Below are 14997 nucleotides of genomic sequence, written 5' to 3' on the forward strand. Positions count from 1 at the left end.
CGGCCTCCTGGGAGGGAGCGGCTCCGGACCGGCGGGACCGGGGATCACCACGGCGGCTCACCGCCGCTCCAGCCGCGCGCGTCCGGCGAGGAGGTGAGCGAGAGGGCCATGACACCGTTCCCGGTGGCGGCGAACAGGGAGCCGGAGCGCGTGAACCGCAGGTCGCACACCGTGCTGTCCAGTTCGATGCGATGGGTGGAGGTGACCGTCGCCGCCCGGATGCGGCCCCTGCGCCGTGCGGAGAAGGCCACCGCGCTGACGCGCACGGTCCCGGTGAGGTCGCCGGTGGCGACCACGAGGTGGTCGCGGGCCGGATGGACGGCGAGGTGGGCGGCGGGGTCGGAGCCCCCGGGAAGGCGGGCCAGGAGCCGGGGCGACCGGTCCCGCCACACGGCGACCTCGCCCGTCTCCCCGAGCGTGACGATCACCCGCGCGCCGCCCGGAGCGCCGGTGTAGGCGATCCGCTTGACGTGCGCCCGTGACGTCGGCACCGGGAAGAGCAGGTTCGGCACCGCGGTGAAGCGGCGCAGCAGACGTCCCTCAGGGAGGGACCAGACACACACCCTGCCGTCGTGCCCGCCCGTCACGGCGACCTGGCGGCCGTGCCGGTCGATACCCGTGGCCACACAGGACGTCCACCCGTCGTGCCCGTCCTCCAAGCCTTTGGAGGCGAACACCTTCACCTGGAACCCGGCGTCCTGCCGCGCGGTGGGTGCGGCGGACAGTCGCCAGAGGACCGCCCGGCAGTCGTGCCCGACGGTCACCACGGCGGTCTCCCCGCTGGGGAGGGGCACCGCCGCCGCGTCATAGGCGGTCGACTCGGACGCGTATCCGCGACCTGCCGCACTCCCGTCCGAGGCATCCCTGGCCGCCCAGTAGCAGCCCTGGCGTCCCTGGACGTAGAGGAGGACGACGGTGCGGCGGCGCCCCTCCACCACCGCCTCGGCGAAGGTGAAGGCCGTGACGGCCCCCTTCTCGGCCTCAGGGGCCGGGATGCGGCGGTGGTCCCCCGACACGGTGTTCAGCTCGGTCAGCTCGCTGGCGGTCAGGCACAGCAGGGAGTCGGGGTCCCGTGGGTGCGGTGCGGAGTACACCACGGGCAGCTTGTTGCGCACCATCCGAGGCGGCCCGGGGAAGACGGGGCGCCGCTCCTCTTCGCTCCGTCCTTCGTCCGTATCCTCCCCGACGCCGGTCCCGTCGACGTCGGTCCCGCTCCACACGCGGACGGTCCCGTCGGAGCCCCCGGTGAAGGAGGCGTCCGCGCCCGACGGCCCCGTCAACGTGACCGCGCCCCACACCGTCCCGAGGTGGCCGCCCTCGTCGGGGAGGGCGGCGTCGGCGGTGGCGAGGGGGTCGGTGAGCGCCACGTCCAGCGGGGTCGCCTCGTGTCCGGCGCTGACGCCGAGGCCCAGGCCGATGCCTCCCCGGCCCGGCGCCGGCTCCGCGCTCGTCCGAACCAGGTGGGCGCCGTCGGCCAGGTCCCACACGTCCACCCTGAGCAGCCTCCGGGTGACGAGGACCCTCCCGGGAGCGGCGGGCAGGGCCTCGGTGGACGGTCGGAGCGGAGCGGTGAACGCGGTCGGGCGCCGGAGCAGGGCACGCGCCCGTGAGAAGCCCAGGACGGGGAAGCGGCACACCTCCGCCAGCGAGGGGACCGCCAGGACCGACACCTGGTCGGCGTCCTCGAAGGCCACGAGCGCGGAGGTGCCGTCCGGCCGGGTGAAAGGGAGGAGGGCGAACACGGTGCGCCCCGTGGCCGCCGTGCGCTCGATGACCCGGCCCGTGTGGGGGTCGAGGAGCACGACCACACGCCCCACCGCGACCGCCAGGAGGCCCCCGCCCTGAGCCCTTGTCGCGGTTAGGGAGGTGACCGGGCCGGGGAACCTCGCCAGGATCCGGTGCGGGGCCTCGGTGCGCCAGTGGGCCCACTCGATCCACCACGGCCCGCGTTCGGGCGAGGCGGCCAACCGCTCTGCCAGGCACTCGGCGGAGACCCGGTGGGCACCGAGCAGGAGGTAGGGGCGCGCGTCCGGGCCGCCGTCCAGGTGGTGTACCGAGCGCCGGTAGGCGTCGCCCGCCCTCCGCCCCGAGTCCGTCCCCGCGGCCGGCAGCGCGCTGAGGAGTTCGTCCGGCTGCGCCGCGAGCAGGTAGTCCGGGTCTTCCAGCAGCGGATCCAGGCGCCCGCACAGCGCGGCATGGGTGGCCAGGTGGCGCCGGGCGTAGGGATGGGCCCGCTCCCACCGGCGGGTCCCGTGCCTTGGCGTGTGCCCGGCGAAGAAGTCGACGAAGCCCGAGTGCACCTCTTTAGCGGCGGCGTACCCGGCCACGAACTCGGCCATCGCGGCGTGGTAGAGCCGGTACACCGAACGGCCCTGCGCCAAGGATTCGACGATGTAGCACCCGGCGTGCTCCCTGAGCCAGAGGACATCGGCGTCGGAGAACGCCCGGCCCGCGATCCGCCCGGCGAGCCCCGCCCACACGTCCTCCCAGGGAAGGCCCGCCCCCTGGGCGAACGCGAGCGGCATCAGCAGCGCCACCGCCCGGGGCGCCTCCTCTCCGAGGCGCTCCTCCAGGTCCGTTCGCATGGCCTCGGCGGCGGTACGGGGGAGCGCGGCCCGCCAGTCGGGATCGGCGGGGGGGGGGNAGCTCCTCCCTCAAGGCCAGCGACGTCGACGCGATCAGGGCGACCAGGAACGAGGCCCCGGCCGCCTCGGCCACGGCCTGCGCGACCGCGTCGACGTACTCGGCCCCGGCCTCGGCGTACGCCGAGCCCGGGACCGCCCGCACCAGGCAGTGCCGGGAGTAGCGGGCGACGCTCTCGGGGTCGGCGTAGCCGGGCGCGTCCAGGTCGAGTGCGGGAACGTCGCCGCCCAGGTCGGGCAGGAGATGGCGACGCGTCCCCAGCAGCAGGCGCAGCCCCGTGCGGCCGGCCGACTCCGCCAGCGGGCGGATCAACTCCTTCACCAGGCCGCGGGGGTCGATCGCCTCGTCGAGGGAGTCGATGACGATGCACGCGCGGCGCCGCCCCAGACCCGACAGGAGCTCGCCCGCCGTGTCCGCCCGCACGCCCGTGATCGCGCTCAGGGCCTTGACCACCTGGAGGGTGGTCATGCGGCGAACGTGGACGGCGCCGTCGACCCCCTCCCTCGGGGGAAGGGTGTCCTGCGCCGCCCCCGCCAGAGGGACGCCGCCCGCGCGCCGGGGATCCGACAGCAGCACGACCCGCCCCAGCACGGCGGACTTGCCCGAGCCGGGATCGCCGGTCACGGCGAGCACTCCGCCGCCGTCCGCCCGGATGTGGTCGGCCACGCGCCGCAGCGCCGCGTGGCGGCCCTCGAAGCGCCAGTCGGACTCGGAGGCCGAGAGCACACCGCGGGCGCGCGGCTCGAAGTGCTCGGCCATCTCGCCCGCGCGCAGCCCCTCCTGCTCGATGCGGAGCCGGGTCAGCAGGTCCACGTCGGCGAGGCCGGGGTCGTGGCGCGGGTTCGGCAGGAACGGCGGCACATCGTCGGTGCTGAACAGCGAACTGGCGGAGACGGTCTGCCAGGCGGGACGGGACGGGTCCGCCTCGATGCGGGCCACCAGGGCGGACGGCGACAGGAACGGGGGCTCGGCGCCGGCGGTGGAGTCGTCGTGGACGGCCGCGCGGAACAGGCGGGCGAAGTCCCCGGCCCGGACCTGTTCCCTGGGGTGGGCCGAGGTGATGACCGACAGCGACTTGCCGCCGTCGCGCGCGGCCCGCATGCCCGCGGCCAGCGACTCGGCCCCGCCCTCCCCGGCGAAGCAGGCGTCCAGGATCACCAGGAGTCGGCACAGCGGCGTCCCCGCCAGCAGCAGCGTCACCAGCTCTGAGGTGCGCAGCGTCTGGGAGAGCGGGTCGGCCGTGTCGCCCGCCCAGAGCCGGTGCTCGTCGTCGACCACGTCGGCGTGGCCGGTGTGGTACAGGGCGACGGTGTCCTCGGGGGTGCACGACCGCCCGAGGGCCCTCAGCGCCTCCCGGTACCGCTGCACGCTCGGGTCGGTGCCGAACCCCGCGGCCGCGGTGTAGCCGAACTCCCCGGTGAACAGGGCGCTCATGTCGGCGACGGAGGCGGCCAGGGCGTCGGCCGTCCGCTCCAGGCCGGTGGTGACGCCGACCGCGGCGAAGAGGCGGCGCCCCCGCCCGGGCGCGTCGGCGCCCTTCACACCAGGCCTTCGGCGATCGCCCGTCCCGTGGCCGCGTCCGTCAGGTAGGGCGCCATGTCGTGGGCATGGGCGCCGTTGTGCACGCGGATCTGCGTGATCCGGCCGCCGTAGAGCGGGCGCAGGTCCTCGACGACGGCGACCACGTCCGCGGCGTCGGCGATGTTGGTCCAGGACGCCGCGCCGTCCGGCCAGGCACCCGGCCGGGGGAGCCGGTCGTGCACGAGGCGGCGCAGCCCGAGCGGTGATCCGAGGGTGACCAGCGCGACCGGGGGGATCTCGCCCGGGGAGGCGGTGCACAGCAGCTCGTAGGCGACCACCGACCCCAGCGAGTGGCCGACGAGGACCCGGGTCCGCGGCGTGATCGCGGCGCGCGCCTCGGCGACGGCCCCCTGCCGCACACCGGGGTCGGAGAAATAGGCGCTGACCTGCTTGAGATCGGCGATGAAGGCCCGTTCGGCGATCCCGCTCAGAAAGGCGGACCGGCTCATCGCGGCCAGGGCGCGTTTCGCCCACACCGGGGTCCGGAGAAGGGACTCCTCGCTCGGCGGGAGCACACGGCGGTCGGATTCGGCGGCGCGCTCCCACAGCGCGTACAGGAGGTCGGCCTCGAATCCCTCGGTGACGTCGGCGGCGCCGTACCGGGGCGGGGCGGGTGAGAGGACCTCGGCTTCCGGGCGGAACAGATGGCCGTAGCACGGAAAGGCCGCGTCCTCCGGGGAGATGTCGGATCCGCCGTAGGCCAGGCCCTGTTTCAGAAAGGGGAAGAGGCGGCTGTGGAGCGTGTGCGCCCCCTCGTTCTGTTGGCCGATCCCGTGCACGACGACGATCTTGCTCATGTGCGTCCGTCTGGCCTCTCTTGCTCGTGAGGAGAGGACAGCATCGCGTACCGCCGATGACGGTGGCAACGGTCGGCGGGAACGGCGGGCACGCGCGCGAAGGCCGGGGCGGCCGTCGCGCGCGGTCGCGCCAGGGCGGCTCCTAGCCCCACTCCCCCCGGTCCGGGTCGGCGGGGAGGATGCGGCGCAGGCCCACCTCCGGGTGGCGGGGGCGCTTCCACTCGCGCGGGTAGCCGACCGACACCTCCTCGAAGCGGACGCCGTCGTACCACGTCGTCCTCGGGATGTGCAGGTGGCCGTAGACCACACAGGCCGCGCGGAACCGCACGTGCCAGTCGGCCGTGCGGTCGGTGCCGCACCACTGGGCGAACTGCGGGTAGCGCAGGATGTCGGTCGGCGTCCGCACCAGCGGGTAGTGGTTGACCAGCACTGTCGGCAGGTCCTGCGGGATCTCCTCCAGGCGGCGCTCGGTCTCCTCCACGCGCGCCGCGCACCAGGACTCGCGGTCCGGGTAGGGGTCCGGGAAGAGCAGGTGCTCGTCCGTGCAGACGATCCCGGTGTCGTAGGCGACCTTCAGCGACTCCTCCTTCGTGTCCGTCCCCGGGGCGCGGAAGGAGTAGTCGTAGAGCAGGAAGAGCGGGGCCACCACCACCGGGCCCTCGGGCCCGTCCCAGACCGGGTAGGGGTCCTCCGGCGTGAGCACGTCCAGCTCGCGGCAGACCTTGACCAGGTGCCCGTAGCGCTCCACCCCGCGCAGGTCCACCGTGTCGCGCTTGGACGTCCACAGCTCGTGGTTGCCGGGTGTCCAGATGACCTTGGCGAACCGGTCCCTGAGCACTTCGAGGGCCCACGCGATGCGGTCGACGGACTCGGCGACGTCTCCGGCGACGATCAGCCAGTCGTCGGGGGAATCGGGCCGCAGCCCTTCGACGAGCGCGCGGTTGTCGGGGTGGGCGGCGTGCAGGTCGCTCACCGCGAGCAGGGAGCCGGTCATGCCCCGCCTCCCGTACGGTCGCCGGCCGACGGATGACAGGGGCGGCGGAGGCCGATCGCTCCGCCGCCGCGGCAGGTCGTCATGGTCGAGGACCGCCCTTCCCACGGGATCGTGTCGTAGCGGTCCCCATTCAACCCGGTCCCGTCCGGGATCCGCAGCCCGGGGCCCAGTGGGCGGAAGGGCGCGGGCGGCCGGGCCGGTGTGTCAGGCCGTCGGGGCGGTCCGGCGCTGGTGCGCGCGGCGCCGCAGGACCGTCGCCCCGGCCACGCCCCCGCCGCCGAGGAGTCCGGCGGCCGCCAGGGCGAGCGCGGTCGCCCCCATGACGGTGCCCCGGCCCTCCGCGGCCTCGACCGTGTCCATCGAGGCGATTCCGCGGCTGATCCCCGCGCCTCCGCTGCAGGCGAAGGTGTGGGTGCCCGGCTCGGAGGTGTCCAGGATGCCGTTGAGGTACCAGCGCCCGTCGTCGCTGGTGTAGGAGCCCTCGAAGGTGCGCTCGGCGGCTTGGCCCGAGGGGGTGACGTGAGTGCAGGTCCAGTCGTTCACGTCGGTCGTGAAGACCGCCCAGCGCCCCTCCTCGCCGTCGCCCACCTCGAAGGTGGCCTGCCCTTCGCCCTCGACCTCGGCGACGAAGTCGGGGACCGGGCGGGGCGGCTCCGAGCCGACGGCGCCGACGACGATGCCCGCGCCGGTGAGCACGGCGAACAGGGCACCGCCGACCCAGTAGCCGGTGGTCCGCGGCGCGGCCGTGGTGACAGAGGGGCGAGGAGATCCCTGCGCAGGGGCGGGCGCGGGGGAAGGGGAATTCGGGGATGTGGTCACAGGAAGGGATTCTTGCAGAGCCCGACGACTGCTCGTACTCCGAGCGGAGCGGGCGCGGGGGCGGCGGCCGCAGGAGGAGCGGTGGCCGCCGCGCCGCAGCAACCGGATGATCTCCAGGGCCTCGCGGAGCATCTCCTGGCGGACCTCGACAGGCCCAGGGAGGGCGGCCCAGGGCGCGGGCACCGGGTACCGGGTACCGGGTACCGGGGGAACAATCCCCGGACGGCTCCCATGTGGGGAGGTCGGCAGGGTACGCAGCGAAAGGGCCACCGACCTCCCCGCATGTGCGGACCTTACTCTCACGCGAGGGGAGAATTCGAATCGGCCGCCCCGGGGCGGCGCCCCGGCCGTCGTCGATCCCGGGGAGGCCGCCCCTGAAACCGTGCAGGTGGGGCCGGGAGACCGGCGCGGGCGGAGCCGGTCGGCGCTTCAGGGGGAGCGGTACTGCGCCCGCTGCTCGCCCAGGCGTTCGGCGAACTCCTCGGCGGCCATCAGCTTCTTGCGCAGTTCGGCGCTGCGCTCGGTCGCCGAGGTGTGGTATTCGTCCAGGCGCCGCAGCAGCTCGGCCCGTGCGCGCTCGTCCTCAGGCGCCGCGTCGAGTCCGTCCAGGACGGAGAGGAGGTCCTTGATCTCCTCCAGGGTGAAGTCCAGCGGCTTCATCCGCTTGATGAGCAGGAGCCGGTCCACGTCCGCCTCCGTGTAGAGGCGGAAGCCGCCCTGCGACCGCGCCGAGGGGCGCACCACGCCCACGTCGTCGTAGTGGCGGATCGTGCGCAGCGACAACCCCGTGCGCTCGGCGACCTCGCCGATGCGCATGAGCGCGTCGCCCATCGAAGCCCTCCCCCTGTACCTGTCCGACCCCGCCGGGGCGCCTGTACGGCGCCCGCCCGCAGGCCGGTCTCCATCGTGGAGAGTCTGCCATGCGGCCGGGCCGTCGCCGCACAGGCGAGGGCGGTGCGGCGGGAGGCGCAGGGGGAGGGGGAGAGGCGCCCGGGACGCACTCCCGGCGCGGCCGCGTCCGCAGCGGAACGCGTCGACCCTGTGATCGCACGTGCGATCGGGAGATCAGGCGGAGGGGGTGTGGCCTGCCGCACCGGGCGTGTGCGGCGGCGGTGCGCGGGTGAAGCGGCGCTATGGTCACGCCTGAAGCCGCCATGAATGCAGGGGGTCACCACCCGTGGTGGGGCGTAGTAGTTACCTGTTCTTAGACGAACTGTGATTTAACTCCTCCTAAATTGGCCGCAGCGTGCATCAGAGGCCGAAACCGACTCACGCCTGTCGAGGGGCCGGTGCTCTGACCGGGCACTGCCTCGCAGGGTGTGCCGCTCGCTGATGCGTACGACGGTTGTTTCGAGAGAGGCGGGACATTGAAGAGAACAGCGCTGGGCACGGTCGCGGCCACAGCCGCGACGGCCCTCCTGCTGTCGGCCTGCGGTGGTGGCGGGGGCGACGGGACGGGCGCCTCCGACGCGGAGTTCGACCAGGGGCAGACAGAGATCGTCAACGCCTCCGACGAGAAGGGCGGCACCCTCCGGTTCGCCATCTCGGCCAACATGGAGAACGCGGACCCGGGCAACATGTACTACGGGTACATGTGGAACTTCTCCCGCCTGTACGCCCGGACCCTCTACACCTATGACGCGCAGCCGGGCGAGGCGGGCCAGAAGGTCGTGCCGGACCTCGCCGAGGGCGAGCCCGAGGTGAGCGAGGACGGCAAGACCTGGACCGTCAAGCTCAAGGAGGGGCTCAAGTACGAGGACGGCTCGGACATCGTCGCCGAGGACGTCAAGTACGCCATCGCCCGCAGCAACTTCGGCCCCGAGGCCCTGCCGAACGGCCCGAAGTACTACAAGGAGCACCTCGCCGAGTCCGACGACTACGAGGGCCCCTACGAGGACACCGACGACCCGCTCAAGGGCTTCGGCGGTATCGAGACCCCGGACGACCACACCCTGGTCTTCCACCTGAAGGAGACGTTCTACGACTTCAGGTACGTGCTCGTGCAGCCGCAGTCCGCGCCGGTCCCGGCCGAGGCCGACAAGGGCGAGCAGTACCAGCAGAACGTGGTCTCCTCCGGGCCCTACAAGTTCGAGGGCGACTACACCCCGGGCAGCGGCCTGACCCTGGTGCGCAACGACCAGTGGGACCAGGAGACCGACCCGATCCGCACCGCGCTCCCGGACCAGATCACCGTCCAGGAGGGCGTGGAGCAGAACGAGATCGACCAGCGCCTGGAGAGCGGCGATCTCGACGTCGACCTGGGCGGCACCGGGCTGGGCCCGGCCAAGAAGGGCGAGCTGCTCCAGGACGAGGACGCCAAGGCGCGCATCGACAACCCGACCAACGGCGGGCACTACTACCTGTCGGTCAACACCCAGGTCGAGCCGTTCGACAAGCTGGAGTGCCGCCAGGCCGTCCAGTACGCGGTCGACAAGAGCGCCGTGCACCGCGCCTGGGGCGGCGCGGCCGGCGGCGACATCGCCAACACGATCCTGCCGCCCGTGGTCCCCGGCCACGACCCGGACAGCGACCTCTACCCGGCCGAGGACCCGGAGGCCCAGCAGGGCAACCCGCCCGAGGCCGAGGCCAAGCTGGAGGAGTGCGGCGAGGACGGCGGCTTCGAGACCAACCTGGGCGTGCGCAGCGACCGCCCGGCCGAGGTCTCCGCGGCCGAGGCCATCCAGCAGAGCCTGGACAAGGTCGGCATCACGGTGAACATCAAGCAGTACCCCTCGGACACGTTCACCAACACCCAGGCGGGCTCCCCGAGCTTCGTGCACAAGGAGGAGCTGGGCCTGAACATCTACGGCTGGCTGCCCGACTGGAACACCGGGTACGGCTACATGAGCCAGATCCTCGACGGCGGCGCCATCAAGGAGGCGGGCAACTCCAACATCTCCGAGCTCGACGACGAAGAGGTCAACGACCTCCTCGACGAGGTCACCAAGATCGAGGACACCGACGAGCGCGACGAGATGTCGAAGGAGATCGACAAGCTCGCCATGGAGCAGGCCGTCATCGTCCCGATGGTGTACAGCAAGGCCGTGCTGTACCGGCCCGACAACGTCACCAACGTCTTCTTCAACCCCAGCTGGAAGATGTACGACTACGCCACCCTCGGGACCACCGACACCGGCTGATCCCGGGACCGGCACCTGAGGCGGTGGGCCCCGGCAGGGGTCCGCCGCCGCCCGGGGGAACGGCGCCGACGGCGCCGCGCCCCCGGGCCTCGTCGGTTCCCGGGGCCTGTGCCCCCTTGCCCTGTCCGGTGGGCCTCCCCGAGGGCGTCCCTAGGGACCGACCCCGATGCGCGCGGCGGGTCCCGGTGCGAGACTGGGGGTATGCCGGAAACATTGCCGATCGCAGGTCCGATGCTCGGGGCGGCCATCACGATCGTGGGGCTGCTGATCTCTTGGGTGGTCTGGCGCCGCCGGGGCGCTGCGGCGGGGCTGCGCGGCGTGGCCTGGTCGCTGGTGCCGCTGGCCGCCGGTCTGCTGGGACTGATGGCCACGGTGTGGCGGGCGGTGGCCGACATCGTCGGGATCCTGGCCGGGCTGCTGTTCAACCCGATGGTCTGGGGCGGTGTCGCGGTCGCCGCGCTGGCCGCGGTGCTCTTCCTCGTCTCCGGCGTCATGCGCGCCAAGGGCAAGGGCGTGCGCCCGGCGCGGGGCGGCGGCGAGCCGAAGCGCGGGAAGAAGGCCGCCGAGGGCGGCGCGGCCCCCGGCCTCGAGGGCGGCGGCGCGACGCAGGACCCCGCGGCCCAGGCCGCAGGCGGCGCCCGCGGCAAGAAGGCCAAGGCCGGTGGCGACGACGACATGGGCGATATCGAGGACCTGCTGCGCAAGCACGGGATCGAGTAGGCGGGGCCGAGTCCTCCGCGCGCGGCGCCCCCGGCGGGGGCGGCCGCCGGGCGCACGCGCGTCCCCGGTGCTGTCGGGGGCGCGCGATTTAATGTCCGCTTCATGGTGTTTTATACCTTTTCTTGTCGTATGATGTGCGCCATGGAGCGGCCGCCCGCGCCGCGCCCCTGCGGGCGCGCCGACGCCGGACGGCGGCCCTGTTTCGTGCAGACTGGGTGGCACCCGGTGAGTGCCTGCCGACGTGTCGTGACATGACGGATTCGTTGGTGAGCAGTCACGATTCAGCCACAAGAGTGTGATTTGGACGGTCCGCGATGTGAGCGGGCGTACATTGATCGCGGTGCAAACTGATCTGCACGAATCCTGTTAGCCACGTCGAGCTTCGGTGTTAAGCCGACGGGCGGGCTGGCAGATCCGGCGGCGGCCCGCGGCCCCGCCGGACACGACCGGTCAGCCCGGGGCCGGCCCACCGGCCGGACCCGAGCCGGCCCGGCCGACCCATCACCGGCCTGCCGCCGGTGCCGAAGCCGCGACACCAAGCGGAAGTAGTGGGGGAGTAGTGGTGCCATGAGCGCGCCTTCGGACGCACCTGAGAAGCAGGTGGAGGACAACGGCGCAGCGGCCGGGGCCGCCTCCGGCAAGGCGCCCGCGGCGGCCGAACGGTCCCTCCGCCAGATCGCCTGGCAGCGCTTCCGCCGCGACAAGGTCGCCATGGGCGGCGCCATCGTCGTGGTCCTGCTCATCGCCATGGCGGTGCTGGCCCCGCTTCTCACCAGACTCTTCGGGTTCCCGCCCAACGAGTTCCACCAGAGCCTGATGGACCCGCTCACCGGCGGTGCCCTCAACGACCCGGCCGACCCGGCCTCGGGGATCGACCCCTGGGGCGGCATGTCGTCCGAGCACCTGCTGGGGCTCGAACCGGTCACCGGCCGCGACATGTTCAGCCGCATCGTCTACGGCGCGCAGATCTCCCTGCTGGTCGCCTTCGGCGCCACCGTGCTGTGCGTGGTCATCGGTACCGTCCTGGGCATCATCGCCGGGTACTTCGGCGGGATCACCGACACCATCATCAGCCGGGCCATGGACATCTTCCTGGCCTTCCCGCTGCTGCTCTTCGCCATCGCCCTGGCCGGGGTCGTCCCCGACGGCGCCTTCGGGCTGCAGGGCAACGCGCTGCGGGTCGGCCTGCTGATCTTCATCATCGGCTTCTTCAACTGGCCCTACATCGGCCGCATCGTGCGGGGGCAGACCCTCACCCTCAAGGAGCGCGAGTTCGTCGAGGCGGCGCGCAGCCTCGGTGCCGGGAGCGGGCACATCCTCTTCCGCGAGCTGCTGCCCAACCTCATCACGCCGATCCTCGTCTACTCGACGCTGCTCATCCCGACGAACATCATCTTCGAGGCCTCCCTCTCCTTCCTCGGCGTCGGGATCAACCCCCCCACCCCGAGCTGGGGCGGCATGCTGTCCAACTCGCTGGACTTCTACACCACGTCGCCCCATTACGTGATCATCCCGGGTCTGGCCATCTTCCTCACCGTCCTCGCGTTCAACCTGTTCGGTGACGGCCTGCGGGACGCCTTCGACCCCCGCTCGTCCGACTGAGCGCACGGGGGCGGCCGCCCGGGGCGGGCCGGGGGCCGCGGCGCACGATCACGCATTACGAGAAAGGCACGGAATTGAGCAAGTCAACACTGGGGCTGGCCGCGCTGGGGGTGTCGTCGGTGCTGCTGCTGAGCGCATGCGGCGGCGGTGGCGGCTCCGATAGCGGAGCGTCGGGCTCCTTCGACCAGGCCACCACCGAGGTCGTCAACGCCTCCGACGAGCAGGGCGGCACTCTGCGGTACGCCATCTCGGCGAACATCGAGAGCACCGACCTGGGCAACACCTACTACGGGTACGTCTGGAACTTCAGCCGGTACTACGCGCGGACGCTGCTCACCTACAGCGCCGAGCCGGGCAAGACCACCGAGACGGTCCCGGACATGGCCGCCGAGATGCCGAAGATCAGCGACGACGGCACGTCCTACACCGTCAAGCTGCGCGACGGCCTCACCTACGAGGACGGCTCGGCGATCACCAGCGAGGACGTCAAGTACGGCATCGCGCGCAGCAACTACGGCGACGACGCCCTGCCCAACGGCCCGCGCTACTTCAAGGAGCTGCTGGCCGACAGCGACGACTACCAGGGCGTCAACGCCGACCCGTCCGACCCGCTGGCCGGGTTCGGCGGCATCGAGACCCCGGACGACCAGACCCTGGTCTTCCACCTCAAGGAGCCGTTCGCGGACTTCCCCTACGTCCTGGTGCAGCCGCAGACCGCTCCGGTTCCGGCCGACGCCGACAAGGGCCAGCAGTACCAGGAGCACGTCCTGTCCTCCGGCCCCTACAAGTTCGAGGGCGACTGGAGCCCCGGCAACGGCCTGACCCTCGTGCGCAACGAGGAGTGGGACCCCGACTCCGACCCGGTCCGCCCGGCGCTGCCCGACAAGATCACCGTCGAGGAGGGCGTCGACCAGAACGAGATCGACCAGCGCCTGGTCAACGGCGAGCTCGACGTCGACCTGGGCGGCACCGGCCTGGGCCCGGCCAAGAAGGGCGAGGTCCTCACCGACGAGGCGGCCAAGGCCAACGCGGACAACCCCGAGAACGGGTCGCTGCGCTACGTCGCGGTCAACACCGTCGTCGAGCCGCTCGACAACGAGGCCTGCCGCCAGGCCGTGATGTACGCGGCCGACCACGACTCGCTCCAGCGCGCCTGGGGCGGCGCCGCCGGCGGGGAGATCCCCAACGACGTCATCCCCCCGGCGATCGAGGGCCACGACCCCAAGCTCGACCTGTACCCCTCCGAGGGCGACAAGGGCGACGTCGAGAAGGCCAAGGCCAAGCTGGAGGAGTGCGGCCAGGAGGACGGCTTCTCCACCAACCTCGGCGTGCGCAGCGACCGCCCCACCGAGGTCGCCGCGGCCGAGGCGCTGCAGGCCAGCCTGGACCGGGTCGGCATCGAGGTCGACATCAAGCAGTACCCCTCGGACACCTTCACCAACACCCAGGCCGGCTCGCCGGACTTCGTCCACGACAACGACCTGGGGCTGAACGTCTACGGCTGGATCCCGGACTGGCCCACCGGCTACGGGTTCCTCAGCTACATCGCCCACGGCGACAACATCAAGAAGGCCGGCAACTCCAACGTCTCCGAGCTGGACGACAAGGAGATCAACGAGATGCTGTCCGACGCGGTCAAGACCGAGGACACCAGCGAGCAGGAGCGCCTCTACAAGGAGGTCGACCGCCGGATCATGGAGACCGGCGCCATCCTGCCGATCGTCTTCGAGAAGTCGGTGCTGTACCGGCCCGAGAACCTGACCAACGTCCGGTTCAGCGCCGGGTACGCGATGTACGACTACATGCCGCTCGGCACGACGAACTCCTAGCGGCTCCCGGAACCCCGATCCTTCGACCTGAGAGTTAGGCAGGTGAAGGCCGCGGGGGCGGCCGGGCCCGTACCGGGCCCGGCCGGCCTTCGCGGCCGGATACGTTGGTCACTTATCTTCTTCGTCGCCTCGGCGCCGGCGTCCTGCTGCTCGCCATCGTCACCCTGGTGACCTTCCTGATCTTCTACGTGGTGCCCCGGATGGCCGGGCAGACCGTCCAGCAGCTGGCCACGATGTACGTGGGCAAGGCGCCCACCGAGGAGGCCATCCAGGCCACCATCGACCGGCTCAACCTGGACCAGCCCATCGCGTTGCAGTTCTGGGAGTTCATCAAGGGCATCTTCGTCGGCGCCACCTACAACTTCGGCGGGCGCGAGGTCGTGTGCTCCGCGCCGTGCTTCGGCTACTCCTTCCAGAACTACACCGAGGTCTTCCCCGAGATCGTGGCCCGGCTCCCGGTCACCTTCTCCATGGCCGTCGGCGCCGGCATCATGTGGCTGGTCGGCGGCGTGTCCGTGGGCGTCATCTCCGCCATCAAGAAGGGCAGCATCTTCGACCGCGTCAGCATGGGCCTGGCCCTGGCGGGCGTGTCCCTCCCGGTGTTCTTCACCGGCCTGCTGTCGCTGGCCTTCCTGGTGCACTCCTGGGAGTTGTTCGACACCCCGCGCTACACCCCCTTCTTCCAGGACCCGATCGCCTGGGCGAGCGCGCTGTTCCTGCCCTGGGTCACCCTGGCGTTCCTGCACGCCGCCCAGTACGCCCGCCAGACCCGCGCGGGCATGCTGGAGACGATGGGCGAGGACTACATCCGCACGGCGCGCGCCAAGGGCCTGCCCGAGTGGAAGGGGATCCTCAAGCACGGGCTGCGCCCC

10 protein-coding genes are annotated in these 14997 nt (G+C 72.1%); 5 read left to right on the forward strand and 5 right to left on the reverse strand.

Going from position 1 to position 14997, the window contains the following annotated elements:
- Positions 1-44: 44 nt before the first annotated feature.
- The 5 genes from D476_RS35640 to D476_RS0112785 form a co-directional block, all read right to left on the reverse strand.
- Positions 45-2381 (reverse strand): hypothetical protein, encoded by a 2337-nt coding sequence (locus tag D476_RS35640; RefSeq protein WP_160167442.1) that lies wholly within the window; start codon positions 2379-2381, stop codon positions 45-47.
- Between the two features lie 1800 nt (positions 2382-4181).
- Positions 4182-5021: a hypothetical protein gene (locus tag D476_RS0112770; RefSeq protein ID WP_017624328.1), complete on the reverse strand. Its 840-nt coding sequence runs from the start codon at positions 5019-5021 to the stop codon at positions 4182-4184.
- A 142-nt stretch (positions 5022-5163) separates the two neighbouring features.
- Positions 5164-6015, reverse strand: a complete 852-nt coding sequence (locus tag D476_RS0112775) for a metallophosphoesterase family protein (protein WP_017624329.1) — start codon at positions 6013-6015, stop codon at positions 5164-5166.
- Between the two features lie 204 nt (positions 6016-6219).
- The gene (locus tag D476_RS37430) at positions 6220-6834 is read right to left on the reverse strand and encodes a hypothetical protein (protein WP_160167443.1); all 615 of its coding nucleotides are present in this window, start codon (positions 6832-6834) and stop codon (positions 6220-6222) included.
- Positions 6835-7263: 429 nt separating this feature from the next.
- A complete protein-coding gene (locus D476_RS0112785; protein ID WP_017624331.1) occupies positions 7264-7665 on the reverse strand; it encodes a MerR family transcriptional regulator in 402 nt (133 codons plus the stop codon).
- Positions 7666-8201: 536 nt separating this feature from the next.
- Between D476_RS0112785 and D476_RS0112790 the strand changes: the two genes are divergently transcribed.
- From D476_RS0112790 to D476_RS0112810, 5 genes are all read left to right on the forward strand, one after another.
- Complete coding sequence (locus D476_RS0112790) at positions 8202-9974, forward strand: ABC transporter substrate-binding protein (protein WP_017624332.1); 1773 nt, start codon at positions 8202-8204, stop codon at positions 9972-9974.
- A 231-nt stretch (positions 9975-10205) separates the two neighbouring features.
- Complete coding sequence (locus tag D476_RS0112795; protein ID WP_017624333.1) at positions 10206-10694, forward strand: hypothetical protein; 489 nt, start codon at positions 10206-10208, stop codon at positions 10692-10694.
- A gap of 567 nt (positions 10695-11261) precedes the next feature.
- The gene (locus tag D476_RS0112800) at positions 11262-12296 is read left to right on the forward strand and encodes an ABC transporter permease (RefSeq protein ID WP_017624334.1); all 1035 of its coding nucleotides are present in this window, start codon (positions 11262-11264) and stop codon (positions 12294-12296) included.
- A 74-nt stretch (positions 12297-12370) separates the two neighbouring features.
- Entirely contained in the window at positions 12371-14125 is a 1755-nt protein-coding gene (locus D476_RS0112805; RefSeq protein ID WP_017624335.1) for an ABC transporter substrate-binding protein, read from the forward strand.
- Between the two features lie 104 nt (positions 14126-14229).
- A partial coding sequence (locus D476_RS0112810) for an ABC transporter permease (protein ID WP_017624336.1) occupies positions 14230-14997 on the forward strand: 768 nt, incomplete at its 3' end.

It is taken from the genome of Nocardiopsis chromatogenes YIM 90109 (genome assembly GCF_000341185.1).
GTDB classification, from domain to species: domain Bacteria; phylum Actinomycetota; class Actinomycetes; order Streptosporangiales; family Streptosporangiaceae; genus Nocardiopsis_A; species Nocardiopsis_A chromatogenes.